Below are 25,850 nucleotides of genomic sequence, written 5' to 3'. Positions count from 1 at the left end.
GCAGGGCCAGGTCGCAGGGGGTATCGAAGCAGCAACGGAAGGTCTCCCTTGCCCGTCCGCGGCGGCGCGACTAGGGTCCGCGCCGCTCGATCCGACCTTCGTAAATATACGGGAGTGACCACCCATGGGCTTTCTGGCCGACGCCTTGTCCCGCGTGAAGCCGTCCGCGACCATCGCGATGACGCAGAAGGCGCGCGAGCTGAAAGCGCAGGGCATGGACGTGATCAGCCTCTCCGTCGGGGAGCCGGATTTTGACACGCCCCAGCACATCAAGGATGCGGCCATCGAGGCGATCCGGCGCGGCGAGACCAAGTATCCGCCCGTCTCCGGCATCGTCCCCTTACGCGAGGCCATCGCGAAGAAGTTCAAGCGCGAGAACGGGCTCGACTACAAGCCCTCGCAGACGATCGTCGGCACCGGCGGCAAGCACGTCATCTACAACGCGCTCCTCGCCACGCTGAACCCCGGCGACGAGGTGGTGATCCCGCGTCCCTACTGGGTTTCCTACCCGGAGATGGTGGTGCTGTGCGGCGGCACCCCGGTGTTCGCCGAGACCGACATGGCGCATGACTTCAAGCTCCAGCCCGAGGAGCTCGAGCGGGTGATCACCCCCAAGACCAAGTGGATCATCCTCAACTCGCCGTCGAACCCCTCCGGCGCGGCCTATGCTCGTGCCGAGCTCAAGAAGATCACCGACGTGCTGATGCGCCATCCGCATGTCTGGGTGCTCACCGACGACATGTACGAACACCTGACCTACGGCGACTTCGAATTCGTCACCCCGGCCCAGATCGAGCCCGGCCTCTACGAGCGCACCTTGACGATGAACGGCGTCTCCAAGGCCTACGCGATGACCGGCTGGCGCATCGGATACGCCGCCGGCCCCGAGCACCTGATCAAGGCGATGGACTTCGTCCAGGGCCAGCAGACCTCGGGCGCCTCGACGATCTCGCAATGGGCCGCGGTGGCGGCCCTCGAGGGGACGCAGGCGCATCTCGCCGAGTTCCGCAAGGCCTTCCACACCCGGCGCGACCTCGTCGTGTCGATGCTGAACCAGACCAAGGGCCTGAAGTGCCCGACGCCCGAGGGCGCCTTCTACGTCTATCCGTCCTGCGCCGAGACCATCGGGCGCAGGACTCCGGCCGGCAAGACCATCGAGACCGACGAAGACTTCGTGGTCGAGCTGCTCCAGGCCGAGGGCGTCGCCGCCGTCCACGGTTCGGCCTTCGGCCTCGGCCCCAACCTGCGCATCTCCTATGCCACCTCGAACTCCGCCCTCGAGGAAGCCTGCACACGCATCCAGCGCTTCTGCGGTTCCTTGAGCTGAAGCCCAGCCGGGCCCGGCCCTTGCGTCCGTCGAACGACCGCGCCCTGGCCGAGAGCCGCGGCGCGGTCGTTCGCGTTTCGTGAGGGTCGGAGCCATGACGACGATCGCCATCCTGGCCGCCGGGGCTATGGGGAGCGCCCTCGCGGCCCGTCTCACCGAGAACGGCGCCGAGGTCCTGACCATCCTCGACGGCCGCATCCCGGCGACCCGGGCTCGGGCGCTCGCGGCCGGCATGACCGAAACCGATGCCGCCGGTTTGGCCCGGACGAGGCGGACGAGGTGTCCGCCCTCCGGGCCTTCGCGGCAGCGTGCGGATCGTCGCAGCCGGAATGACGCGGACGATGCCGGTTGCCGGCTCAGCCTGCGCCGCCTACATCGGCGGTCCCTGCTGCCGAGGCGCCCGATGGTTTCGCGAACCCTCTCGGGCTTGGCATGGTGGCGGGGCTTGTCGTGACGGGACCGTGCGGACCAGTTCTCTGCGTGGCTCCTGTGAGGCCTAGTGGGCCGGGTTGCGACAGGCGTGTCACGGACGCGGGGAACAGGAACCGCTGCCTTGGCGCATGGCCCACCTCATCGGCTGCGTCCCATCGCGGGACGGAGGCCGAGCGGCATCCCGATCACGGTCGTTAAGGATCCTCGGCAAGTGTAGGAGCCGGCCGGGGAACCGGTCGCGTGCCACTGCGTAGTTTCGGGCCTGACCACTATGAGACGCCTCCTGACGGGTGGCATCAAGGCGATCCTCGCGGTCGCCGCGCTCTCCACCGCCGCTCACTGGACCTTGCGCCTGCAGCGCGAGCCGACCCCCTCGGTCCGCGCTCAGGCGGACTTCGCCGACCCCGTCACAACCGGATCGATCACGCCGCGTCGGGCCGAGCCCGCCGTGATCGCCGAGCCTGCTCCAGATTTTGCCAGGACCCTGGATCAGCGCCATCTCTCGGAACTCTTCGCCGGCGCGTCCCCGGAGAAGGCCAAGGTCCAGCAGACGGCCGTCAAGCGCTGACCATCCCTGTGAGGGACGATCACCGCCACGTCGATCAGGCAGCGGCGCGGCCTCCGTGGTCGCCGTCCTGAATCTCGTCGATGATCTTGGCGCAGAAGGCGTCGAGATCGCCGGGATTTCGGCTCGTGATGACACCCCGGTCGGTGACGACCGGCTCGTCCGTCCAGTGCGCGCCCGCATTGATGACGTCCGTGCGGATCGACGCGAACGCGGTCATCCGGCGCCCCGTCGCTGCGCCCACCTCGATCAGGAGCCAGGGCGCATGGCAGATGGCGGCCACCACCTTGCCGGACTCCAGGAAGCTGCGGATCACCTCCAGAGCCCTGGGCTCAAGGCGCAGCTTGTCGGGGTTGATCTGTCCGCCGGGAAGGATGAGGGCGTCGTAATCCTGCGGTGAGATCGACTCGAGATCCTTGTCGACGGCGACGTTCTTGCCCCAATCGGTCTTGTCCCATCCGCGGATGGACTCCTTTGCCGCGCGCGACTGTGGCGCTGCTACGTGGACGGTGGCGCCTGCCCGCTTGAGCCTGCTCTGCGGGACGGTGAGTTCGGTCTCCTCGAAGCCGTCGGTGGCGACGATCAGGACTTTGGCCTGCCTGAGGTCAGACATGGGATTCTCCGGAATTCTGAGGGTACGGCACTGAACAGGAGCGGCGGGACGCCGGTTCCCCGCGCGCAGGCTCCGGACGGGGAACCCGGCCACGCTCGGCCGTGTTGGTCCGCACATCCCTCAGACAGACAGGAGGCTTCGCATGGCCAACCACGAGATGGCCAATCCCGGCCTGCCGATCCCAGAGCCGCTGCCGGGTGGTATTCCCGGCGATCTCCCGATGCCGCCCCCGCCGGACGAGCAGCCGGATATCGGGCCGACGGGTCCGCGCACGCCTTACCCGGTCAACGATCCGGGCATCGACGAACCGGCTGGTCCAGGCTCGGAGCCGGACTACCTGCCGGGCGGCCCGACCGATCCCGGAATACGCATGTAGAAAAGCTCAGTGATCGCCGTGCGATGCACGCACGTCGCGCGGCGCGCTCAAGATCTCGGAGAGGCTCGTCGCCACATGACGGGCCTCTTCGTCCGTCAGGCGGAGCTGGAACGGCGGCAGGGCGCCGGCCTGTAACGCCACGACCGCCTGGCCCTTCTCGTCGGTTCCGACTTCGATCGCAGAGGACGTGACGTCCAGCATCGCGATTTCTTCGTCGGTGATGTCGTCCGGAAGGTCGGGATCGTCGGGCTCGTCGATGGCTGTGAGAAGCTGCCCCACCGCGCGCACGAGGGCGCGGGCCGCCCGCGCATCCATCACGACCGCCGTGGCCTGATCGTCCTTTTGAAATGAAAGCTGGATGTTCGCCCCTTCGAGGGAAACCGAGATGCCCGCCATGAATCGCCTAACCGCTTGCTCAGGAACTCTTATATGAGGTCGTCCAGGCAAATGACACTGGGTGTCCCGTCGCGGCCGCGCAGCCGCACCCTTGCTCCCGTCGGGTCGGACGCCTTGTTGCCGCCGCATGATCGGACTACATGGTGGGTAGCGGGTATCGGTGAGCTGGGATCTTGTACCGCAAGCGTCTCGCGTCCTGCTGATTCCGTCAGGCCTACCGAAGAGGATCCGCCGCTTGCGTCGAGCAGACGCAGGCTGTTGATCGACGAACGATACGAGGATCTATTTCGTGAATACCGGTACTGTTAAGTGGTTCAACGAGACCAAGGGCTACGGCTTCATTCAGCCGGATGACGGCGGCAAGGATGTGTTTGTGCATATCTCCGCGGTCGAGCGCGCTGGCATGCGCAACCTCATCGAAGGTCAGAAGGTCTCCTACGAGATCCAGACCGACAAGCGCAGCGGCAAGGACTCGGCTGGTAACCTCCAGGCGGCCTGACGCTCTCGGCGCCAGCCCCCGGGCTGGCGTCACTCCGAACGGCTTCCCACGAAGCCTCCGCCGCCGGCAACCGACGCCCTTCTGGGGAGAATGGGTCGAGGCTCCGGCATCCCCCGCAACACCAACGACGCCTGCGGCTCCATGAGCCCGACGCGTCCGAGACATTGCACGCAAAACTGCACGTTATTGAAAGCACACAAGAAAAATATGTTGTTCGAATACACCCGACGCCGCGGCGTCCGTTCGCCCGTCACCGATGCGGCGACTTTCAAGGTGGGTCATCTGAAGCAGACCATGGCTCATGAAGCCCAGACCGTCGACCTCAGCCACCTCATCGATACCTCCTACAACTACCATTCGCCGCGCGAACTGCGCTGGCATCTGGCCGAGCGGTTCGGCATGGCCCCAGAGGCGATCGCCCTGCGCGAGCATCACTGATCCGACGCCGCCCTGATCCCGTCGGGGCGGATCGTCCGGTTCATCATCCGACACGTCAAAATCGAGCCCGGCGCCCAGGTGTCGGGCTTTTCTGTGCCCGGCGCGCGGGAGCCGCGGTCCGGCCTGCCCTCAGCGGGGCGCCATCGCGGCGACGACGTCGTCGCGCAGGCGCTGTGAGACCGCCACCAACTCGCCGTGCACGGGGTCGGGTCGATTGTAGGTCGTCGGACGTCCCTGCAGGTCGCTGACCGTACCGCCCGCCTCGCGCAGGATCAGGTCGGCTCCGGCCAGGTCCCAGTCCCGCGCATGGGGCGAGACGAGACCGATATCGATGGAGCCCTCGGCCACCCGCACGACGCGCAGGGCCAGGGAGGGGACGCGCTCGACGGTGACGAGGTCGGCCGGCTGCCCGTTCGCGCCGGCACCTCGGGAAAGCCGATCCATCATCGGCTTCGGGCCGGTGACCCGCGCGCCCTCGATGGCCCCCTGGCCGGACACGGTGATGGTCTCGCCGTTGCGGGTCGCTCCCGCGCCGGCCACGGCCTCGTAGAACGTGTCGGTCACGGGCGCATGGACGAAGCCCAGGATCGGCTGCCCCGCGGACAGCAAGGCGACGGCGATCGACCAGTCGGGATGGCCGGACATGAAGGCGCGCGTTCCATCGATGGGATCGACGATCCAGACGAGGCCGGCATCGAGGCGGATCGGGTTGTCACTGGTCTCCTCGGAGAGCCACGCCGCCCGCGGCAGCATGGCACTGAGGCGCACCTTCAGGAACGTGTCCACCGCCACGTCGGCTTCGGTCACCGGAGACCCGCCGGCCTTCGACCAGACCCGTGCCCCCGTCTGTCCGCCCACCTTGTAGAATGGCAGGGCAAGGGCGGCCGCTTCCCGGATCGTCTCGCGCAGGGCGGGAACGAGGGCGTGCGCGGCTTCCGGGGCGATCGGGTCGGACATGCGTCTCCATACGGCTCTGGAGGTCTGGCTGGGCACTTGTTGAAGAGCCTTTCGCCCCGGCACGGATGCCTGGAGGACGGCGCTGCCTTCGTTGTAGGGTGCCGGGCGGGCCGCCACAAGCAGAGCGACGCAGATGTCGATACGGGCAAATTCCGTCAAACGAAGCAAGGAAGCGTTGAGCATTCCGCGCGCTTCACCCTTGTCCATACTCGCTTAACGCTCACTCTTAAGCTGGTCTGAGGAGGTTAGACGCAAATATGCTTGTCATAGACGGGCGGCCCATAGAGGTTGCCGGCGCCAACAGGGTGTACGAGCCATGAACACTTTCGCGAACATGAACGGCATGTCGGCGGATGCCACCTTCGTCGGCGCTGCCCCGGCCCTGAAGGTGTCTCGCCTTCCGGTGATCACCCGCACGGGCGACACCCGCCCTGCCGGCGTGGCCCTGGCCTTCGCGGAGGACGACTCGGACGCCTGCGGCGAGGATCGCTTCGATCTGCTCCTCGTCGATGCCGCCGGTCGCGTCGTCACCCGTCTCGGGCCGTTCTGCGAGGACGAGGTGGTGGCGCATTGGCGCGACGTCTCAGCAAAGTCGGGCCTGCCGCGGATGATCGTCAAGGAGGACGGCGAACTCGCCAGCGTCTCGAACCAGCTCGGCCCGGTGGCCTTGGGCCGGACCCGGACCCGCCGCAGGCACGGCCTGCTCAATGGCCGTCGCCCGCGCTTCCTGGTCCGTCGCAAGACGGGTGCCCTGCCGGTCCGCCCCCTGATCCATCGCGGAGAGAGCGAGATCATTTCCGGCGCCCGCTGCTGAATCCGGGCCGGCGGACTTAGAGAATATGCTTCACGGCGGCATCCGCTGCGAGGCCGAGGAACAGAATCAGGCCGGCTTCCCGGTTGGAGCGGAAGAGCGCGAGGGCGCCGCGCCCGTCGCGCGTATCGAGGCGCAGCACCTGTCGCCCGAGATGGCCGGCGAACAGGGCGACGCCGAGGAGGCCCACGAGGCCGGCGCCCGCCAGGAACGCGGCCAGCGCGACGAAGGCGACGCTGGCGCCGTAGCACAGGCCGATCGCCCCCCGCATCCGGCGCCCGAAGAAGCGGGCCGAGGAGCGGATGCCGGCGATCTCGTCGTCCTCTATGTCCTGCACCGCGTAGATCGTGTCGTAGCCGATCACCCAGGCGATGGTGCCCGCGTAGAGCAGCAGGGCGGGCGCATCGAGGCGCGCGAACACCGCCACCCATCCCATCAGCGCGCCCCACGCGAAGGCGAGGCCGAGGACCGCCTGCGGTACCGGCATGACGCGCTTCATGAAGGGATAGATCGCCACCGGGACCAGGGAGGCGATGCCGACCGCGATGGCCGTACCGTTGAACTGCAGGAGTACCGCGAGGCCGACCAGCGCCTGCGCCACCAGGAAGACGGCGGCGTGGCGCGCCCGGATCTGCCCCGACGGAAGGGGGCGCGAGCGCGTGCGCTCCACTTGAGCATCGAGGTCCCGGTCGGCGATGTCGTTGTAGGTCGAGCCCGCGCCGCGCATGGCAACGGCGCCGACGAAGAACAGCGCGAGGTGGACCGGATCGGGGAAGGCTGCGCCGGATCGGATCGCTGCGAGCGAGGCCGACCACCAGCAGGGCAGCAGCAGGAGCCACCAGCCGATCGGGCGGTCGATGCGGGCGAGGCGCAGGTAGGGGCGCGCCCAGCGCGGCGCGATCCGATCGACCCAGTGGCCCGCGACCGCATCGGCGACGCGGCGATCGGCGCTCGGGGAACTCACGCCGTCCATGAACGCGCAGGCGCGATGGACCGACCCGACCGTGACTGGCTCAGCACAGGATCAGAGGGCGCCCTGCGGCATCTTCAGGCTGCCGGTGAGGCCGGGGCCGCCGAGCAGGCCGCCACCGCCGCCACCGTTCTGAGCCTGGGCACGCGCCTGGGCCTCCATCTTCGAGGCCTGAGCGGCGACGCCGCAAACCTTGGTCTTGATGCCCGACACCTTGACGTGGTCGGCCTTGAAACCTTCCGCGAAGGAATCCGGGATCGAGCACCACTCCTTGTTGGCGGTGATCCACTTCAGGCCGGCGGTGCCGTTGGCCTGGAGCTTGCCGAACAGGGTGCAGGCCTCCGCCGGGGTCATCTTCTTCTTCGAGTTCGAGGCGGCGTTCGCCTTGCCGATCAGATCCTTGCGGGCCTGGAGGGTCTGCTGGATCTCGCCGCATTCGGCACCTTGTGCGAAGGCCTGGCCGCTGAAGAGCGCCGTGGTGGCGATGGCGACGGCGAGCGCCGCATTGGTCTTGAACGACATGCCCTGAGATCCTTTCTCCCTCCATCCTCGATCCGATGGGGTTGAGCCCGGCAACCGGATACGGAATGGTTTGATTCGTGCCCCGATGCACTGGATGTCCGGCGCATGGTGGTCCTGACTTCGTTTCGGCATAGGAATGTGGCGTCTTTCAAGCCGCAAACGCCGGGCCGCATCCGGCGGTGGATTTGTGGCGCAATGTCGCCGCTTGTTGCGGTTTTACATCAGGCGCAACGGTTGAGGCCCGCGCCGTTGACAGTCGGGGCACCCCACGCGACCACCCGGTCATGGCCGCTTACGACTTCACCGCTCCGCGCCTCTTCGTCGAGGCTGACTTAGCCGCCGGTGCGAGTGTGCCCCTTGACCGAGCCCAGGCGAACTACCTGCTCAACGTCCTACGGCGTGGACCCACCGACCCGGTCCTCCTGTTCAACGGACGCGATGGCGAGTGGCGGGCCGAAATCGCGCCGACAGGACGCAAGAGCGCCGACCTCGTCGTGCGCGAGCGCACACGCCTGCAGCCCAAGCGCGCGGATCTCCACTACCTGTTCGCTCCTCTGAAATCGGCGCGCCTGGATTACATGGCGCAGAAAGCCGTGGAGATGGGGGCCGGCACCCTCCGGCCGGTCTTCACCCGCTACACCCAGGGTGAACGGCTGAACCTAGACCGCATGCGCGCCAACGCCATCGAGGCGGCAGAGCAATGCGGCATCCTCGACCTGCCGGAGATCCAGGAGGCCGCGAAGCTTCCGGCGGCGCTGAGCGAGCTCAACCCCTTGCGCCTGCTGGTGTTCTGCGACGAGGACGCGTCGGTCGCCGATCCGTTTCTCGCCTTGCGTCAGGCCGCGGACCCGGCGGCGGCTCCGCCCCTCGCGGTGCTGGTCGGACCCGAGGGCGGGTTCGCACCCGAGGAACGGGCTTTGATCCTGGAGCGCCCGAACACGGTGGCCCTCTCCCTCGGACCGCGCATCCTGCGCGCGGACACGGCCGCGGTGGCGGTGCTGGCCCTGGTGCAGGCGGTGCTCGGCGATGCCCGCTGAGGCGGCCCAAGCCCGCGTTGTTCGCGCGGGCCCCCTGGCCTATGAGGCGCGTTGACCCGACTCAAGGGGCCACGCCGCTGCGGTCCGGTGCGCCTCTCCTTTGCACGACCTTCCTGAAGAGGCAGCGCATGGCGCGCGACACGTCCGATACGACGCCCCTGACCACGCGGGACGAACTCATCGCCTGGTTCGCGGAGGGCGAGAAGCCGCGTGCGCGCTTCGCGATCGGGACCGAGCACGAGAAGGTGCCGTTCTACCGCGACGGCAACCGGCCGGTTCCGTACGAAGGCCCGAATGGAATTCGAGCCCTTCTCGAGGGGCTCGGCCGTGAGACCGGGTGGGAGGCGATCGAGGATGCCGGTCATCTCATCGGTCTCGCCGGTGCCGAGGGCGGCGCGATTTCCCTGGAGCCGGGTGGGCAGTTCGAACTCTCCGGCGCGCCTCTCGCCGACGTGCATGCGACCGCGGCCGAACTGCGCGCGCATCTCGATGCGACGGCCCGTGTGGCGGATGGGCTCGGGATCGGTTTCCTCGATCTCGGCATGAGCCCGAAATGGACACGGGAGGAGACCCCCGTCATGCCGAAGAGCCGCTATAAGATCATGGCGGGCTACATGCCGAAGGTCGGCAGCCTCGGCCTCGACATGATGCTGCGCACCGCCACGGTGCAGGTGAATCTCGATTTCGCCTCCGAGTCCGACATGGTGGCCAAGATGCGCGTCGCCCTGGCGCTGCAGCCGGTGGCGACCGCGCTCTTCGCCAATTCGCCCTTCACCGACGGCCGCCCCAACGGTTTGCTCTCGCGCCGGTCCGAGATCTGGCGCGACACCGACGCGGATCGCACCGGCATGCTGCCGCGCGCCTTCGCGGACGGATTCGGCTATGAATCCTACGTCGACTGGCTGCTCGACATGCCGATGTACTTCGTCAAGCGCGGCGAGACCTACCACGACGTTTCCGGGGCCTCGTTCCGCGACCTGATGGCCGGCCGCCTCGCAGCCCTGCCGGGCGAGCGCGCCACGGTGTCCGATTGGGCCAACCATGCCTCGACCGCCTTCCCGGAGGTTCGTCTGAAGCGGTTCATCGAGATGCGCGGGTCGGACGTGGGCGGTCCGGCGATGATCGCCGCGCAGGCCGCCTTCTGGGTCGGACTGCTCTACGACCAGGCCTCGCAGGCCGCAGCCTGGGACATCGCCAAGGGTTGGAACGCCTGCGACCGCGAGGGCCTGCGCGCCACCGTTCCGCGCCTCGGCCTCGCTGCCCGCATCGCCGGCCGGCCCCTCGGGGCGGTGGCGGCCGAGGCGCTGACGATCGCCCGCGCAGGCCTCGCCGCCAGGGCGCGCCGGGACGGACAGGGCCGCGACGAGACCCACTTTCTCCAACCGCTCGAGGCGATCGTCGCGGCCGGGCGCTCCCTCGCCGAGGAACGCCTCGCCGATTACGAGGGCCGCTGGCAGCGCTCCGTAGAGCCGGCCTTCACCGAATGCGTCTTCTGAACGAGACCCGATCCTCGAAGCGGGCAAACGCCTGCTTCCGGCGTCCGAATGTGCTCGACGGCACGCGCAACCGGAGCTTGACTGTGGCGATTCCGGAACGGATCGCCAACTTTGCCGTTTCCAGGGATGTTTCACCCTGTGACGGAGAACGCTCGGATGTCGCGCATCTTGTCCCTCGCCCTCGCGGGCACCACCGCCATCGGTCTCTCGGCCGGTTCCTTCACGGCCGCGCAGGCCGCTCCGATGCCGGCGCTCGACGCCGCTCAGGTTGGCGGCGGCGCGACCGTCGAGACGGTCCGCTATCGCGGCGGCTACGGACGGGGCTACTACGGCGGCTACCGTCGCGGCCCCGGCGTGGGCGGCGCGCTCGCGGCCGGTGCGGCCCTCGGCATCATCGGCGGCGCGATCGCAGCCAGCCAAGCCCCGCGCTATGGCTACTATGACCGCGGTTATGTCGGCACCGGGTATGGCTATGGCTACGGTGCACCCGCCTACGGTTACTACGCCGCCCCGTCCTATGATTACGGATACGGTTATCCCGCCTATGGCTACGGATACTGAGTTCGCGAAGCCCGTGTGCCAACGGCACCCGGGTCCAGCGTCCGAATTCCCGTCGACGGTCCAACCCGTCGGCGGGAATTTTCGTTTCGGCGTGTTGGGTCATCGCTCCCGGGCGGTGCTACGCAAGGGGATTCGATGCCGATGACGGTCGGCGACGGAGAGACGACGCACCTCGATCTCACCGGACTGAAATGCCCCCTGCCGGTCCTGCGGACTCGCAAGGCCCTCCGCCGAATGGCTCCCGGCGACGTTCTGGTCGTGACCTGCACCGATCCGATGTCGGCGATCGACATTCCGCACCTCGTGCGTCAAGTCGGCGACGCGCTCGTCGAACAGGAGCGCGGGGCCGACCGCCTGATCTTCACGATCCGCAGAAGCCACACAATCCCAGGAACCGTTGCCGAAAACACGCGCTCCACGCCTCATTGATGCGCCAACCCCCTGTTAGGGCCGCACATCCGGTCGCCGCTGTCTCGGCGATCCGACGGGGGAGAGCAGTATGGCGCCGATTATCCGCGGCACCCGGATCGTGCATGACGGCTGGAGCCGGTTTCTCGTCGCGGAAGTGACGATGGCCGATGGCACACGCCTGGCGCGCGAGATCGAGGATCACGGACGGGCCGCGGCGGTACTGCCCTACGATCCAACGCGCCGGGTCGCCCTGCTGGTCGAGCAGTTTCGGACGCCGGCGTTCTATGCCGCCGGGGTCACGTCCGTGCTGGAGGTGCCGGCCGGTCTTCTCGACGAATCGGAGCCCGAAGACGGGGCGCGCCGTGAGGCCTACGAGGAGACCGGGGTCCGTCTCGGTGCGCTCGAAGCCGTCGCCTGCGGCTGGAGCATGCCGGGAATCTCGACCGAGCAGATGGACCTGTTCCTCGCCCCCTACGAGGCACCGGACCGAGTCGGCCCCGGTGGCGGCTTGATCGGGGAGCACGAGGACATCACCGTTCGGGAGATGCCCCTCAGCGAACTCGCGGCCATGACCGATCGGGGCGAGGTCACCGACATCAAGACCCTGGCGCTGATCCTCACCCTCCGGGTGCGCCATCCGTACCTGTTCGCTGCAGCCTGACCGGCGCGAATGCCTCAGGGGGTGTCGGGCGCGCGTCGTGCGTCGGGGGCAAGGCTGGGCGTGGCGGGGTCGGATGCCGTCTGATTCTCCCGGCCAGGGACCGGCGCAGGACGATCCCCAAGAGGCCCCAGGAACGCACGAAGTAGCGGCCGAAGAGCCGGTGCGGGGCGTGCCAGAACCGGAAGAACCATTCGAGGCCGATCCGCTGCATCAGGGCCGGCGCGCGAGGTACCAGACCGGCCGCGACGTTGAGGGCTTCGCCGACGGCCAGGACCACCGGGCTGCCGAGCCTGATCCCTTGGCGGTCGACCCAGATCTCCGAGCGCGGCGCACCGACGCCGAGCACGAGCAGCGTGGTGCCGTGCGCCCGCACGGCGGCGCAGAGTTCCGCGCTGTAGGCGTCGTCGTTCTCGAAACCGAAGGGCGGCACCGTGAAAGCGATTGCCGCCCGCGGCGTGCCTTCGGAAACCAGGCGATCGGTCAGGTGCAAGCCGACGGCTTCGGAGGAGCAGATCAGAAAGATCCGCCGGCCCGCCGGCCAGGGTTCGGCGAAGGCCGCCGCGATGAGGTCGTGGCCCGTCACCCGATGCACCGGCGAGCCGCCGCAGAACCGAGCCAGCCAGACGAGCGGCATGCCGTCCAGCGTATGGGCGACGGCGCCGTCATAGGCTTTTCGGAACGCCGCATTCTCCGACAACGTGACGATGTGGTCGAGGTTGGCGGTGACGATCATGCGTGGTCGCGTCGCCGGCTGCCGCGCCGAGGTCGCGAGGATGTCGGCGGCCGTTCCGGGTGTGAACGTGATGTCGAACAAGCGGAGGCTCATGTCATCACCTGTGTGACTCGTCGTGCGCCAGCCCGGCGAGGCGGAACTCGATCCCCGGAGCCGACCGGTTTCGGCTCGGCAGGAATCTGCCTTGGAGCGGTTTGGGAAGATCGATCGAAGGTTTCGGGACGAACCGGGAAGCTGTCAGACATCGACGGCTCGGAAGCTGCGCGCACCGGTCGACACGCTCGGCCGGAGACGCTGGGCGACGCGGCGGTCGCGATGGGCCCCGAGCCAGAGGGCAGCGCCCGCACCGAGGCCGAGGCCCAGCAGAAGCGCGAGGGGCAGCACCAGCTTGGGGGAGGGCGGCCATGTCCGGGTCCGCGGCGGCGTCGCCGTGGAGATGACGCGCACGTTGGAGCTGTTCAGCCGCTCCTGCTCGTTGGTCTCCCGTGACCGGCGAAGGAAGGCCTCGTAGATCGACCGGCGTGCCTCGAGCTCCCGCTCGAGTTCGCGCAGGCCGACATTGGCGCGATCGTTTCCTGCCGTCTCGGTCTTGGCCCGGTCCAGACTCCGGCGAACGGCGGCCTCGCCGGCGACGGCGCGGTCGTAATCCTTCTGGGACGTGTCGATGATGCGCTCCTTCTCGCGCTGGATCAGGCGCTGGAGGTCGCGTTGCTGGGCATATTGATCGGCCATGGCGGGATGCCGGTCGCCGAGCCGAGCCGCGAGTTCCGCGGTGTTGCGCGACAGCGTCGCGTATTGCTGCCGCAGGTTCTGCATCTCGAGGGATTGCAGCATCTCGGGCAGCGCGGTCCCGGCCTCGCCGGCGCGCATGTGGCGCGCCTGATCCAGACGCGCCTTCGCCTCCGCCGTCTTCAGGGTGGCGGTGACGAGCTGCTGGTTCAGATCGCTGAGCTGCTGGTCGCTGAGGAGGCGCCCGCTCGACGTCACGAGCTTGTTCGTGACCCGGTACTGCAGGACCTTGCGCTCGGCCTCCTCGACCGCCTGACGCAAGGTCGTGAGGCGCCCGGTCAGGGCCTCCGAGGCCCGGCGCGCCGCGTCGGTGCGCGCCGCCGCGTCCTCGGCGAAATAGGCATCGGCGATGGCATTGGCGATCCGAGCCGACTTTTCCGGGTCCTTGGTCTGGACGTAGACGTCGATGACGAAGGTCCGTTCGGCACGCCGCACGCCGAGCTTCAGGCGCAGGTTGTCGAGGGCGAGGTTGACCGGATCGCGGCTCGCCGGCGGCGGGTCCATGCCGAGGAGAGACTTGATGCTCAGCACCAGCGGGTTGGTCGACGGTTCGGGAACGAACTCGTCGTCCTGGGTCAGGTGCAGACGTTCGATCACGCGCCGCAAGACGTTGTCGGACTGCATCACCCGCGTCTGGCTCTCGGCGATCGAGACGCCGCTATCGGCTTGAGGCTGGCGATTGCTGAGGTCGTTGGCGATCACGGGGAGATCGGCCGGATCGACGAGGATCTGGGTGACGGCGGTGTAGGTCGGGGTCACCGCGCCGAGAAGTACGACCGCGAGGACGACCGCTGCGAACCCGCCGAGCAGGATCACGCCGGTGCCGCGCCAGAGACGACGCAGGATCAAGCCGCCGTCGAGACCATCTCGGCCCTTCGTCTCGATGATCACCGGCTCACCGCGGACCGGATTTCCGAAGTCGAACATCCGTCTCGTCTCCCGACCTGGTCACTGCTCCTGCGGTTCTGTCTCGCCGCCGTGAGCCACCCCGTCCCATTTCAGCTTCGATCTGTGTCAGGGCGGGACAGACGCGTCATGGCACACCACCGATCCCTTTCCATGCGCAGCTCATGTGCCACCGGGTCTCCAGTCGGGAGCGTTTCAAAGGCGGACACCCACGTTGGTCCCGTAGAGGTCAGGATCCGAAGAGATATTGGAAAGATCAGGCCTACCGACAGGTTGAGATCTGCGTAGTCGGGCCAACCTCGATCGCTTACCTGTGCACAACTCCGTTCAGGCTCCTGTTTGCCGACCACTATGAGGCGGGACGACCCTGTCTCCCGCAGCCTCGTAAGCGGACTGACCAATATCGAGAAAACGCGCGAAACATTTCGCGTCGCCGGCGGCAAGATCGTTCCAGCGTGCGACGTTGGCACGTGCGGCGCCCCGGACGGCCGCGAAGGCGGGACTTCGAACCCACGCCAAGATCGAGGCTGCGGATCCGTCGGGATCGGATGGTTCGATGTGCAGCCCTGAACCGGCCAGGACCTCGGAGAACACGGGCCCACGCGGTGCGGCGACGGGGAGTCCGCCGTGCTGCGCTTCGAGCAGCGGCAGCCCGAGCCCTTCCGCCTTCGACGTCGAGAGCAGAAGATGGCACCGGGCCGCCAGACTGCGGATCGCCCCATCGTCAAGGTAGCCATGCAGGGTCAGGAAGGGCGGCGGCGCAGCGAGGAAGGCGTGGTGGCCCCATCCGACGCGGCCCACCAAGTGGAGTTCCGCCGCGATACCCATTCTATTCAGGGCAGCCACGATCGCGATGGCCGCGGGATAATCCTTGCGGGGCTCGATGGTCCCGATGCTGAGCAGGCGGAGCGGTTCGCCGGTGTCGTAAATCCGAAGCGGGGGCAGGTCGGCGAGACCAAACACGTCGCGAACGGTGGGCCTGAGCAGGGCGACCAGCGCCTCGCGGGTACAGAGCGCGCGGACCGCTTCACCGGTGGTGACCGAGTTGACGAGGAAGCAGCGTCCGTAGCGCAGGGCGAACGCGAAGCTCGGCGCCATGTAGAGACGGCTCCGCCAGTTGAGGTCCTGCGGCCGCGTCAGCAGAAAGGTATCGTGAACGTAGGTGATGCAGTGCCGGCGTCGCAGGACCGCGAGCGGACTGGGCGGAAATCCGGGAAACAGGAACAGCGCCGAAGGGTCTCGCAGGGCACGCAGCGGCAGGCCGACATGCTGGGCCGCGATCATGCCCGCGACGCCCTTCGCACGGATCGCGGTGACGGCGTGCGGATGCAGGGTCTCGGACGTGAACAGGTCGAGGGCGACGCGCTCGATCCCGGTGACGTGCCGGCGCAGATGCGTATGGTCGAGGTAGATGTGGCGCCGCGTGGTCGCGCGGCCGGTCATCGGGCGTCCCACCCGAGGCGCATCCGAGTCACGGCCACCGCGTAGAGGAGGCCGCGCAGCCACCGCGGCATGTCCCGACCGACGACGGCATGCTTGGCGCGGCGGACGAAGCGAATGATCCGCGAGGCATCGGTCGGGATCAGGCCCTTCCGCCCGGGCGCCCGGTCCAGCGCCATGCCGAAGGAGGCCAGCATCTCCGGTGCGAAGCGGATGCGTCCGGTTCCGGACGCAGGTTGCAGCAGGCCCCGTTCGAGGAGCACGTCGTTCAGGCGCATCGCGGCGGCGGCAGGACTGTTGCGGCTTTCCAGGGCGATCCGCCCGAGGGTGCCGAGCCGCCGGCGCTCGGGTGCATCGGCGAGCAGGTCGAGCAGCGCCGCTTCCAGCGCGCCGGGCTCGGTCGGCACGAGGCGGCCGGAGATCCCGTCGATCACCGCCGTCGCCAATCCGGTCGCCCGGTAAGCGACGGTCGGGGTTCCACACAGACCGGCTTCCACGGGCGTCTGGCCGAACGTCTCCTGGCGGCTCGCCGTGACATAGAGATCGCAGGCGCCGTACCAGGCGGCCAAAGTCTCTTCGTCGACGATGGACCCGGCTGGGATCAGGTTCGGGATCCCGAGGGAGGCCGGATCGTCGAGGCGTCCCACGGCGACGAAGCGAAGCCCCGGCCGAGCGATCCGGCGAAGGATCTTGGTGAGTTCGGCCGTACCCTTGCCGGGCGCATCCGCGATGACTGCGGCAAACAGGACGAGGGTCTCGTCGAGGGGAAGGCCGAGGGCGCGGCGCAGAGTTTCGCGCGATCGAGGCCGGAACACGCTTGTAGGGAACGCGAGATCGATGCGGGCGACCGCCGTCCCGCGCGGCGCCAGGGCGCGCGTCGCCACCTCGGTCCATTCGGATGCGGCAAGCAGGACTGGGCCGTCGGGATCGGCAAGGACCGCTCGCTTTTCGGCGAAGACATCGGCGATCCGGCGGGGCGCCAGTTGCGGATAGGCATCGGGCGTCGGGCAACGGGCGTCGCAACCTTCCAAGACGATCGGACATCCGTCGGGCGACGCGCAGCGCCCCGTGACGGGGAACAGGTCGTGCAGCATGACGGCGACGGGCACGGCACGTCCGAGGCGATGCAGGATCGTGGTGCGGCGGGTCGCTCCGTGGAGATTGCCGGCCAGGACCAGATCGTAGCCGCCCTGTGCCAAGGCCTCCTCCGTCCGCGGAAACGCCTCGACCCACTCCGCCGCCGCCGGCGGCGATTCTGCCGAGAGCCGATGCTCATCGACGCGATGGCCCGCCAGAACCAGGGCATCGGTCAGGCGTCGGTGGGCAATGCCGGCTCCGCCGATGTTGCCCCTGTCGGTCAGGCTGGCGACCGAAAGACCGACCGGCATTGGCGATGTGACCTGGCCGGGCTGGTATTGCAGCAGAATCGGTCGGCCGACGCGGGCGAGCGTCGCGCCCTGGCGAGCGAGCCGGGGCCAGAGCGCGGCGACGGGGTTCTCGGCCGTGGGATCGAGGCCGCCGGCGCGCTCGACGCAGGCGCGCGCGAGCAGGACTTCGCCGCCGGCAAAGGGGGCGAGTGAACCGTCCGGCGGATCAGGATCGATCAACCGTCCGGGCGTCGCCGCTGGCGCATCGAGGCCGAGGGGCACTGTATCGAAGACGACGCGCAGGCCGACGATCACGTCGGCCGCGCTGAGAACCCGCTGCAGGCCGAGGGCCGCGAGGGCATCGGGTGCCAGAAGATCGCCCGGGCGAAGCAGAATTAGGCCGTCGCACTCCTCGTCCGAGACGATGGCGGCGAACATGGCAGTCACGTCGACGCGCGAGATCAGGTCATGACGAAGGTTTGGATAGCCCTGTGCCGCGACGGAGGCACGGGTCGCGCGAAGTGCGTCGGTGTCGCCCTCGACAAGCGTGAGGACGCGCAGGCGTGGCCAGGAACGTCCGGGCAGAGGCTGGGCAGGCAGAACAGAGGGCGCGCTTTGGAACGGCCACGCGGCGATTCCATGAGCGCGCGGTCCGAAGCGGTCCGCAATCCGATCCGGTTCGGGGTTGGCGCCGGAGCTGTCGGGTCGTTCCGTCACGCTTCGCCGCTCATCATTCACGTGCGCGCCGCCGAAACCATCGGGGCTCGTCCGGTCGACGATGCGGTGGAGAGTTGAATCTTCCGTGAGCGGAAAGCTGGATATCGGCCGAGTATCGATCCTGCCCACGTACCAACCGCTCGTCCATGGCTAGGACGGTCGAGGTCAGGAAAGGGGCTTGCCTAGAAGAATGCCGGCTACAGGATCACCGCACGGATCGTTCGCGCCGTCGCAACCGTACGCTTCCGGCCTGCGCATGCGAGCAGGAATGGAAGCAATCGTCGCTGAAGATTTCGGGAAAAGGCGAAGCCTTGGAAAATCAAACTGGTCGGAGTGGCAGGATTTGAACCTGCGACCCCCACGTCCCGAACGTGGTGCGCTACCAGACTGCGCTACACTCCGACAAAGCCGGCTGTCTTGGCCGGCGAGCGGACGTATAGCGAGCCCTCTGCGGTGCCGCAAGCGCTTCCTCGCGGGAATCGTGCAGCGAATGCCCGCTCAAGCCAGCTCGGCCCAGTTCGCCGGAAGGCGAAACAATCGGCAGGGATGGTCGGCCAGCGGGATCGCAACGGCTCCGACGACATCGGTTTCGATGTCGAGGTCGATCAAGGACCAGCCGTCCGATGCCGGGTCCTCGCCTTCCCAGCGAATGGTGACGGGGGACGGGCCGTCGACGCTGAAGCCATCGAGCGGCAGGGCGAGGCCCATTCCAAGCGCTTTCACGACGGCTTCCTTGCGCGTCCAGCATTGGAAGAAGAGGGGCGCCTGCCGATCGTGCGGTGCCCCAGCGAGGGCTGCGATCTCGACGGGATGGAAATGCGCCCGGACGATCGCGAGCGGATCGCCGACCGGGCGGATCGCCTCCACATCGACGCCGATCGGAGCGCAATGGGAGACGCCGATGAGGGCGTGAGCCCCCGAGTGCGAGAGATTGAAGTGAAGGCCCGCCCGCTGCGCGGGGGCCAAAACCGGCTTCCCACCGGCTTCCTGCGCGAAGACCACGTCGCACGGTGGCAAATCGCGGTAGCGACCGAGGATCAGCCGGAGCGCGGCGTGGCTTTCAATGAAGCGCGCGCGATCCATGTGACGATAAAATCGATCCGCCCGCGCTCGCTCCTCCGGAGAAAGCCACCGGACGAGTCCACTCCGATCGGTTGCACCGAGGAACAGGTCGATGCGCCAGACTGAAGTCCCGGCGAGAGCGGCCGGAAGAACAGTCGGCCAAGTCTGCGAAGAAGAACGATTGGGCTGCTGCGGAGCCTCCGCCCGGGTTCGCCCCATCTCGAAACGCCCCAACCTCCTGCAAAGCCCGTGAACGCGTCGACGGGTCTGCCGGAGAGCCTATCATGACGTTTGCAGAGACACGACCAGTCGGCGGTGAGATCACCGCCGCAAAGAATCTCGGTCTTCAAGCGTAGACGTTGCCGCCAGTCTGCGGAAACCGTTCGGCGAGGGCGCGGCGTAGCTTTTCCAATGCGCGGTTCTCGATCTGGCGCACCCGCTCCTTCGAGATGCCGAGCCGGTGTCCCAAAGCTTCGAGGGTGGCCTGATCCTCGGCAAGGCGGCGCTCCTTGAGGATGCGCAACTCGCGCTCGGACAACACCGTCAAGGCTTCGTTGAGCCATATCAGCCGGCGCTCGCCATCGACCGTCGCCGACACCGTCTCGTCCGGCAAGGCAGCGCCGTCGACGAGGAAATCCATGCGCTCGGACGAGGCTTCACTCTCCTCTCCCACGGGCGCGTTGAGCGACATGTCGGGTCCGGAAAGGCGCGCATCCATCAATGCGACGTCTTCTCGCGAGACGCCGATGGCCGTGGCGATGCGACGGTGAATCTCGTCGCCGACATGCTCTTCGGTAGACTGCATCAGCTTGGCGCGAAGGCGTCGCAGATTGAAGAACAGGGCCTTCTGCGCAGAGCTCGTTCCACCGCGGACGATGGACCAATTGCGGAGGATGTAATCCTGGATCGACGCCCGGATCCACCAAGTCGCGTAGGTGGAAAAGCGAACCTCACGCTCGGGTTCGAAGCGCGCTGCGGCTTCCATCAGCCCGACATGGCCTTCCTGAACGAGGTCGGCCATGGGCAGTCCGTAGTGCCGGAAGCGTCCAGCGATGGCGATGACGAGACGCATATGGGCCGAGATCAACCCGTGAAGGGCCCGCTCGTCGCGATCGTCCTTCCAGCGGACGGCGAGGCCGCGTTCCTCGTCCCGCGCAAGGAAAGGCGCCTCCATCGCCGTGCGTATGAACTGCCGCCGTATCCCTGCGATGTCCGCCATCCCCGCCTCCGTCTCGATGGAACGTCTGCTTCTGACCACCGGTCGCCATCGCCGATCGAAATCGACCGGGGACCTGTGCCTGGCAACGCGACAACACGAGGTGGTTGGGATGGTTCCGCGGATCGGGCTGCTTCACACGGTCTCGTGAGGGACGCACGGAAGAGGGAGCGAAGCGAAAAAGCCCGGCGCGATGCGCCGGGCTCCAGAAGCGTATCGCCCGGCCAGTGCCGGGATGCGCAAGGCTGCCGATCAGGCAGCCTCCTCCTGCAGATCGTCGCTCTCGGCTTCGCCTTCCGCCTCGGCTTCGCCCTTGGCGCGGCGCGGTGACTTGGCGAGGCTCTGCTCGATGAGCTTCAGAGCTTCCGTCTCGGTGATGCGGTTCACCGACGAAATCTCGCGCACGACCCGGTCGAGCGCCGACTCGTAGAGCTGACGCTCGCTGTAGGACTGCTCGGGCTGCGCCTCGGAGCGGAAGAGGTCGCGCACCACCTCGGTCACCGACAGAAGGTCGCCCGAGTTGATCTTGGCCTCGTATTCCTGGGCGCGGCGGGACCACATGGTCCGCTTGATCCGGGCGCGGCCGGTCAGGAGGTCCAAGGCCTTCTTCACGAGTTCCGGCTCGGCGAGCTTGCGCATGCCGACGCTGTTGGCCTTCGCGGTGGGGACGCGCAGGACCATCTTGTCTTTCTCGAAAGACACCACGAACAGCTCAAGCTTGTAGCCGGCGATCTCCTGCTCCTCGATGGCGGTGATGCGACCGACACCGTGGGCTGGGTACACGACCGCTTCGCCGGTCTTGAAGCCTTGGCGGCCTGCCGTCGTCTTCTTGGCTGTGGTCATGCGAGAAGCGCCTCCAGAACATTGCGCGGCCTTGAACGCCGCGCCGAACCCTGTAATCCGGGGTGGGTGACCCGGCTCCAGCCCCTTGTCCGAAGGATCTGCATCAACGACGCACAACCTGCCGGTTCCCGGGCAAGCCGATGATCGCGCAACGAGAGAGCGGTCGCCGAAAGCAACAAGGCCTTCAGCGATCGATCGCATGCGACCCCAATCCACAACTGAGTGTGAGACCCATCAGGTGATGGCTGGAGGCAGCACGTCGGGCACGAACGACGGCAGGACGTTGTAATAACACAAACCAGCCGACGAATCAAAGGATTGCCGGCGGATGGTCGTGTGATCGGCAAAGGCTCGCGAGCCCTCCACAGCCTCTTCGCAAGGTCCAGGGTTCGTGAAATGCCGTCGTCCGGACGCTGCGCGTCGCGACGTTCAGTCGCCCGTGCCGGGATTGGCGGAGAAGTGGGCCTCGAACTTGCCGGCGACACCGTCCCAGGTCTTGGCGTCGGCCGGGGCGTCCTTCTTCTGGGTGATGTTCGGCCAGGTGCGCGCGTAGTCGGCGTTCACCTTGAGCCAGGTCTCGAGACTCGGCTCGGTATCGGGCTTGATCGCCTCGGCCGGACATTCCGGCTCGCAGACACCGCAATCGATGCACTCGTCCGGGTGGATGACGAGCATGTTCTCGCCCTCGTAGAAGCAGTCCACCGGACAGACCTCGACGCAGTCCATGTACTTGCACTTGATGCAGTTGTCGGTGACGACGTAGGTCATGGGGCCTTCAGTCCTTGATCCGGCCATCCGGGAGCGTCCCGATGCCGATGCATGGTCGCTCGCGCGGATCGTTGCACGGATGCCTTAATGCGGGGTGGCGTGCGTGCTGGTTCGCACGCGCAAGAGGGAGTCGCGCTGGCTCTAGACCCTGTCCGGGGGGCTGACAAGCACGCCGACGGACCAAGCGCGCGACCGCGCCACCGGTGTCGCGCCGGTGACACGGACGCCCTGGCTACTGGGGCGCATCCCCAACCACCTCGTAGAGGCGGTGGGCATCCGGCGCCGGGCCGCGCCGCTCGCCTAGGTCGAGGACCCGGGCGATCACGGTGGCATGGGCCGCGGCGACGGTCACGACGTCCCCGAGGGCGACGGCGGTCGCGGAGGCATCGACCCGCTTGCCGTTGATCCGGACATAGCCCTCGGTGACCAGCCGTGCCGCGAGCGACCGGGTCCGCGCGAACCGCGCGAACCACAGCCATTTGTCGAGCCGCTGGCGTCCCGGCTTCATCACACTTCAGCGCTTGCGGTCATTCCCCGCCTCGAGCTGCGCCTTCAGGGCGGCGAGCTTGGCGAACGGCGAATCCGGGTCCGGAGCCCGCTCGCGGCGCTGCGGACGGGGCTCGTCGCGGGGTGCGGCCCGCGGCTCGTCCCGCCGCTCGGGCCGGGTCCGGCCCGGCTCGAAGCGTTCGCGGCGCTGCGGCCGGCCACCCTCCGGGCGTCCTTCGCCGGGTCCGCCGCGGCGACCGCCTTCCGAACGTTCCCCCGGCGCAGCGCCCGGACGGTCGCGACCCTCGCCGCCGGGCCCACCCGGCCGGCGATGATCGGGACGTGCTTCGCCAGCCACCCGCGAGGCGGCGCCGTCACGACCCTGGCCGCGCGGACGGTTCTGGCGCGGATTGGCGCTGCGCTGATGGCGCTGGAGACGCCAGACCTCGACGGTCGCAACCTCGGTCGGGGTTTCGGCCGCGGAAGCCTCGCCGTCCGCAGCGTCGGCCGAAGCCGCCGTCTCGACTCCAATCGCCTCGGCCGATGCGTCGGGAGCGGTGGCCTCCGGCTCGGCCGTCTCGACACCTTCCGTCGGATGTTCCGCGGACTCGGCGACAGCCGCCGCGTCGGCGACGGGCTGCGGAGCGGCATCCTCGGTGGCCTCGGCCGACGTGACGGGCGGCTCGGCTGCGCTGTCCTGGGCTTGGCTCTCCTCGGCGACGGCGCTTTCCGCAACGGCCTCCTCGGCAGCGGACACTTCGCCAGCGGTCTCCTCCGGGACGGCGACGGAGTCCTCGGTCGAGTCAGGCGCGATCTCGGTCTCGGCATTCTCGGCCGATGCCGCGCTCTCGCTCTCCGGGGCCGCCTCACCCGCGGCCTCGGAGGGGGCATTCTCGTCTGATTCCGCCGCGCTGCTCGCGGCGGCCACCGGAACGATCGGCTGCGTCGGAGCGGCCGGGAGCAGCGGGACGGTGATGGCCGGCCCCGGACGGGTCTCGGCGGCATAGCCCAGGGATTTCAGGATCGAAGCGAAATCCTCACCCGAGCAGCCGACGAGGGAGGTCATGCCCACGGTCGCCACGAAGGCGTCGCCATCGGCCGCGCCCACGGGAGCCTCGCCGGGCGTCGTGCCAGGGCGGTAGGCGATGGCTGGGCGGATCAGGTCGGCGAGGCGCTCCAGGATGTCGACGCGCACGGCGCGCTCACCGCAGACGCGGAAGCCGGCGGCGCGGTACAGGCCCTTGGCGATCTCCGGATCGACCTTGATCGACGTGCGGCCGGAACTGGCGAGATGCGCGATCTCGTCGAGACCGCGCTGGTCGAGGCCGCCGTTCTTCAGGGCCCAGAGCTGAGCGGCGAGGGTCCGGGGCGCCGGCTTCAGCAGGGCCGGCAGGAAGATGTGATAGGCGCCGAAGCGGACGCCGTGCCGGCGCAGCGCTCCCCGACCTTCCTGGTCGAGGGTGCGCATCTCCTGCATCACCTTGGCGCGCTCCAGCACACCCAAAGCTTCCACCACCTGGAAGCCGATGCCCTTGGCGAGCCCCGTGAGGTCCGCCGCAGTCTCGATCTCCATCAACGGGCCGAGAAGGCGCACCACGTAGGCCTTGAGCCAGGCGACGAGCCGGGCCTCGACCTTGTCGCGGGCCGGGCCGGTCAGCTGCTCGTCGGCGAGCAGGCGGACATGCGGTTCGAAAAGCTTGTCGCCGGGCGTCAGCTTCGCGACCGGGTCGCCGGTCCAGCGGATGACACCGTCATGGCTCAGTACCAGAGAGGCATCGGCGGCCGACGAGAACCGCTCGGCGCGGGCCTCGATCTCGCCGCCGAGCGCCTTTTCGGCCGCCGAGCGCAGGGTCTTGGCCTCATGTCCTTCCGCGCCGGGATCCGGCACGAACTGGAAGCCATGAAGATGGCCGACATGCTGGCCCTCGACGGTGACGTCCCCGCCGGCGGTGATCTCAGCTTCCAACATCGTATTCTCTCTCAGGCGCCGCATCAGGACGCTGGTGCGCCGATCGACGAAACGGCTCGCGAGGCGTTCGTGCAGGGCGTCGGACAACCTGTCCTCTACCCGACGCGTCTCGCCCTGCCAATGCACCGGATCGACGAGCCAATCCGGACGGTTCGCCACGAAGGTCCAGGTCCGCCCCTGCGCGATGCGCTGGGAGAGTGCGTCGATGTCGCCGTCGGTGCGGTCGATCATGGCGACGTGCTTGGCGAACCAGTCGTCGGGAATGCGCCCCGCCATGCCGCGCATGAGGAAGCGGTACAGTTGGGCGACGAGGTCGGCATGGGTCTGCGGATGCACCTTGCGATAGTCGGGCACGCCGCAGACGTCCCAGAGCCGGCGGACATGGGCCGGCCGGTTCGCGAGCTCGCGGATGTCGTCCTCGCGCATCAGGATTTCGAGAGCCGACTGGTCCTCGCCCATGGGCGCGCGGGTCAGGCCCTTTTCGCGGGGGTGCGCGTCGAGGCTTTCCTGCAGGGCCTTCAGGGATGAGAAATCGAGGTCGGGGTTGCGCCACTGCAGCACGCGCAGGGGCTCGAAGTCGTGCGTCTCCAGGGCCTCGATCATCTCGGGCTCGAAGGGGGCGCAGCGTCCCGTCGACCCGAAGGTGCCGTCCGCGAGGTGGCGTCCGGCGCGTCCGGCGATCTGTCCCATCTCGGGCGGGGTCAGCTTGCGAAAACGGGTGCCGTCGTACTTCCAGTTCGCCGCGAAGGCGACGTGGTCCACGTCGAGGTTGAGGCCCATGCCCACCGCATCGGTGGCGATGAGGTAGTCGACGTCGCCGGACTGGTAGAGCTCCACCTGGGCGTTGCGGGTGCGCGGCGAGAGCGCGCCGAGCACCACCGCGGCCCCGCCGCGCTGGCGCCGGATCAGCTCCGCGATGGCGTAGACCTCCTCGGCCGAGAAGGCGACGATGGCCGAGCGCCGGGGTAGGCGGCCGAGCTTCTTCTCCCCCGCGAAGGTGAGCTGCGACAGGCGCGGCCGGGTCGTCGTGTGCACGCCGGGAATCAGCGACTGCACCAGCGGCAGCATGGTCGAGGAGCCGATGAGCAGGGTCTCCTCCCGCCCGCGCTGGTGCAGGAGGCGGTCGGTGAAGACGTGGCCCCGGTCCATGTCGGCGGCGAGCTGGATCTCGTCGATCGCCACGAAGGCGACGTCGAGGTCGCGCGGCATCGCCTCGATCGTCGAGATCCAGTAGCGCGGCCGGTCCGGCTTGATCTTCTCCTCGCCGGTGACGAGGGCGACCTTGTCGATCCCCACCTTCGCGACCACCCGCAGGTAGACCTCCCGTGCCAGGAGCCGGAGGGGGAGGCCGATCATACCCGTCGGATGGGCGAGCATGCGCTCGATGGCCAGATGAGTCTTGCCGGTATTGGTCGGCCCGAGCACCGCCGTGACGCCGCGTGCGCGGGCCTGCGGGGAGAGGGTGGGGCGGATCATGAGGTG

Annotated in this window: 26 protein-coding genes and 1 tRNA gene; 11 read left to right on the top strand and 16 right to left on the bottom strand. The window is 68.2% G+C overall.

Annotation, left to right across the window (positions count from 1 at the left end; translation table 11 throughout):
- Positions 1-124: 124 nt before the first annotated feature.
- Positions 125-1,327 (top strand): pyridoxal phosphate-dependent aminotransferase, encoded by a 1,203-nt coding sequence (locus ACLBWX_RS00215; protein WP_447675086.1) that lies wholly within the window; start codon positions 125-127, stop codon positions 1,325-1,327.
- Positions 1,328-2,030: 703 nt separating this feature from the next.
- A complete protein-coding gene (locus ACLBWX_RS00210) occupies positions 2,031-2,327 on the top strand; it encodes a hypothetical protein (RefSeq protein WP_447675085.1) in 297 nt (98 codons plus the stop codon).
- A 34-nt stretch (positions 2,328-2,361) separates the two neighbouring features.
- Here the strand turns inward: ACLBWX_RS00210 and ACLBWX_RS00205 are convergent, their stop codons facing one another.
- The gene (locus tag ACLBWX_RS00205; protein ID WP_447675426.1) at positions 2,362-2,937 is read right to left on the bottom strand and encodes a DJ-1/PfpI/YhbO family deglycase/protease; all 576 of its coding nucleotides are present in this window, start codon (positions 2,935-2,937) and stop codon (positions 2,362-2,364) included.
- A gap of 157 nt (positions 2,938-3,094) precedes the next feature.
- Between ACLBWX_RS00205 and ACLBWX_RS00200 the strand changes: the two genes are divergently transcribed.
- Positions 3,095-3,313, top strand: a complete 219-nt coding sequence (locus ACLBWX_RS00200; protein WP_056477523.1) for a hypothetical protein — start codon at positions 3,095-3,097, stop codon at positions 3,311-3,313.
- 6 nt (positions 3,314-3,319) lie between these two features.
- Here ACLBWX_RS00200 and ACLBWX_RS00195 read toward each other — a convergent pair whose 3' ends face one another.
- Positions 3,320-3,709: a hypothetical protein gene (locus tag ACLBWX_RS00195; protein ID WP_447675084.1), complete on the bottom strand. Its 390-nt coding sequence runs from the start codon at positions 3,707-3,709 to the stop codon at positions 3,320-3,322.
- A 289-nt stretch (positions 3,710-3,998) separates the two neighbouring features.
- On the opposite strand from ACLBWX_RS00195, the gene ACLBWX_RS00190 reads away from it, so the two are divergent.
- The gene (locus tag ACLBWX_RS00190) at positions 3,999-4,208 is read left to right on the top strand and encodes a cold-shock protein (RefSeq protein ID WP_026175704.1); all 210 of its coding nucleotides are present in this window, start codon (positions 3,999-4,001) and stop codon (positions 4,206-4,208) included.
- 207 nt (positions 4,209-4,415) lie between these two features.
- Positions 4,416-4,646 (top strand): AsnC family transcriptional regulator, encoded by a 231-nt coding sequence (locus tag ACLBWX_RS00185; protein WP_447675425.1) that lies wholly within the window; start codon positions 4,416-4,418, stop codon positions 4,644-4,646.
- A gap of 129 nt (positions 4,647-4,775) precedes the next feature.
- Here ACLBWX_RS00185 and ACLBWX_RS00180 read toward each other — a convergent pair whose 3' ends face one another.
- Positions 4,776-5,603: a 3'(2'),5'-bisphosphate nucleotidase CysQ gene (locus tag ACLBWX_RS00180; protein WP_447675083.1), complete on the bottom strand. Its 828-nt coding sequence runs from the start codon at positions 5,601-5,603 to the stop codon at positions 4,776-4,778.
- A 316-nt stretch (positions 5,604-5,919) separates the two neighbouring features.
- Between ACLBWX_RS00180 and ACLBWX_RS00175 the strand changes: the two genes are divergently transcribed.
- Positions 5,920-6,417, top strand: a complete 498-nt coding sequence (locus ACLBWX_RS00175) for a DUF6101 family protein (RefSeq protein ID WP_447675082.1) — start codon at positions 5,920-5,922, stop codon at positions 6,415-6,417.
- Between the two features lie 16 nt (positions 6,418-6,433).
- Here ACLBWX_RS00175 and ubiA read toward each other — a convergent pair whose 3' ends face one another.
- Both ubiA and ACLBWX_RS00165 read right to left on the bottom strand, forming a co-directional pair.
- Entirely contained in the window at positions 6,434-7,387 is a 954-nt protein-coding gene (gene ubiA / locus ACLBWX_RS00170) for a 4-hydroxybenzoate octaprenyltransferase (protein WP_447675081.1), read from the bottom strand.
- A 51-nt stretch (positions 7,388-7,438) separates the two neighbouring features.
- A complete protein-coding gene (locus tag ACLBWX_RS00165) occupies positions 7,439-7,906 on the bottom strand; it encodes a hypothetical protein (RefSeq protein WP_447675080.1) in 468 nt (155 codons plus the stop codon).
- Between the two features lie 284 nt (positions 7,907-8,190).
- Between ACLBWX_RS00165 and ACLBWX_RS00160 the strand changes: the two genes are divergently transcribed.
- From ACLBWX_RS00160 to ACLBWX_RS00140, 5 genes are all read left to right on the top strand, one after another.
- Entirely contained in the window at positions 8,191-8,943 is a 753-nt protein-coding gene (locus ACLBWX_RS00160; RefSeq protein WP_447675079.1) for a 16S rRNA (uracil(1498)-N(3))-methyltransferase, read from the top strand.
- Positions 8,944-9,071: 128 nt separating this feature from the next.
- Positions 9,072-10,439 (top strand): glutamate--cysteine ligase, encoded by a 1,368-nt coding sequence (locus ACLBWX_RS00155; RefSeq protein WP_447675078.1) that lies wholly within the window; start codon positions 9,072-9,074, stop codon positions 10,437-10,439.
- Between the two features lie 156 nt (positions 10,440-10,595).
- The gene (locus tag ACLBWX_RS00150) at positions 10,596-11,000 is read left to right on the top strand and encodes a hypothetical protein (protein ID WP_447675077.1); all 405 of its coding nucleotides are present in this window, start codon (positions 10,596-10,598) and stop codon (positions 10,998-11,000) included.
- Positions 11,001-11,141: 141 nt separating this feature from the next.
- On the top strand, positions 11,142-11,429 hold the full coding sequence (locus tag ACLBWX_RS00145) for a sulfurtransferase TusA family protein (protein ID WP_447675076.1): 288 nt from the start codon (positions 11,142-11,144) through the stop codon (positions 11,427-11,429).
- 70 nt (positions 11,430-11,499) lie between these two features.
- The gene (locus ACLBWX_RS00140; RefSeq protein WP_447675075.1) at positions 11,500-12,072 is read left to right on the top strand and encodes an NUDIX domain-containing protein; all 573 of its coding nucleotides are present in this window, start codon (positions 11,500-11,502) and stop codon (positions 12,070-12,072) included.
- Here the strand turns inward: ACLBWX_RS00140 and ACLBWX_RS00135 are convergent.
- From ACLBWX_RS00135 to ACLBWX_RS00085, 11 genes are all read right to left on the bottom strand, one after another.
- Positions 12,029-12,886: a WecB/TagA/CpsF family glycosyltransferase gene (locus tag ACLBWX_RS00135; protein ID WP_447675074.1), complete on the bottom strand. Its 858-nt coding sequence runs from the start codon at positions 12,884-12,886 to the stop codon at positions 12,029-12,031. The two genes, ACLBWX_RS00140 and ACLBWX_RS00135, sit on opposite strands and share 44 nt — an antisense overlap.
- 156 nt (positions 12,887-13,042) lie before the next feature.
- The gene (locus ACLBWX_RS00130; RefSeq protein WP_447675073.1) at positions 13,043-14,521 is read right to left on the bottom strand and encodes a GumC family protein; all 1,479 of its coding nucleotides are present in this window, start codon (positions 14,519-14,521) and stop codon (positions 13,043-13,045) included.
- Between the two features lie 306 nt (positions 14,522-14,827).
- Positions 14,828-15,943, bottom strand: a complete 1,116-nt coding sequence (locus ACLBWX_RS00125) for a glycosyltransferase (protein ID WP_447675072.1) — start codon at positions 15,941-15,943, stop codon at positions 14,828-14,830.
- Complete coding sequence (locus ACLBWX_RS00120) at positions 15,940-17,745, bottom strand: glycosyltransferase (protein ID WP_447675071.1); 1,806 nt, start codon at positions 17,743-17,745, stop codon at positions 15,940-15,942. The genes ACLBWX_RS00125 and ACLBWX_RS00120 overlap by 4 nt, the downstream gene beginning before the upstream one ends.
- Positions 17,746-18,349: 604 nt before the next feature.
- Positions 18,350-18,426 (bottom strand) — tRNA-Pro (locus ACLBWX_RS00115).
- A gap of 96 nt (positions 18,427-18,522) precedes the next feature.
- The gene (locus ACLBWX_RS00110) at positions 18,523-19,194 is read right to left on the bottom strand and encodes a 4'-phosphopantetheinyl transferase family protein (RefSeq protein ID WP_447675424.1); all 672 of its coding nucleotides are present in this window, start codon (positions 19,192-19,194) and stop codon (positions 18,523-18,525) included.
- Positions 19,195-19,432: 238 nt separating this feature from the next.
- Positions 19,433-20,305, bottom strand: a complete 873-nt coding sequence (locus ACLBWX_RS00105; RefSeq protein ID WP_056477170.1) for an RNA polymerase factor sigma-32 — start codon at positions 20,303-20,305, stop codon at positions 19,433-19,435.
- Positions 20,306-20,554: 249 nt separating this feature from the next.
- A complete protein-coding gene (locus ACLBWX_RS00100) occupies positions 20,555-21,145 on the bottom strand; it encodes a CarD family transcriptional regulator (RefSeq protein WP_447675070.1) in 591 nt (196 codons plus the stop codon).
- Between the two features lie 429 nt (positions 21,146-21,574).
- Positions 21,575-21,913 carry a ferredoxin FdxA gene (gene fdxA, locus ACLBWX_RS00095; protein WP_055956805.1) on the bottom strand — a complete coding sequence of 113 codons (339 nt, stop codon included), beginning with the start codon at positions 21,911-21,913 and terminating at the stop codon, positions 21,575-21,577.
- A gap of 232 nt (positions 21,914-22,145) precedes the next feature.
- Positions 22,146-22,421: an RNA-binding S4 domain-containing protein gene (locus tag ACLBWX_RS00090; RefSeq protein WP_447675069.1), complete on the bottom strand. Its 276-nt coding sequence runs from the start codon at positions 22,419-22,421 to the stop codon at positions 22,146-22,148.
- 6 nt (positions 22,422-22,427) lie between these two features.
- Positions 22,428-25,844, bottom strand: coding sequence for a helicase-related protein (locus tag ACLBWX_RS00085; protein ID WP_447675068.1), 3,417 nt, complete (start codon positions 25,842-25,844; stop codon positions 22,428-22,430).
- Positions 25,845-25,850: the final 6 nt, after the last annotated feature.

Source organism: Methylobacterium sp. M6A4_1b (assembly GCF_053345175.1).
This window is presented reverse-complemented; position numbering and strand designations above follow the sequence as displayed.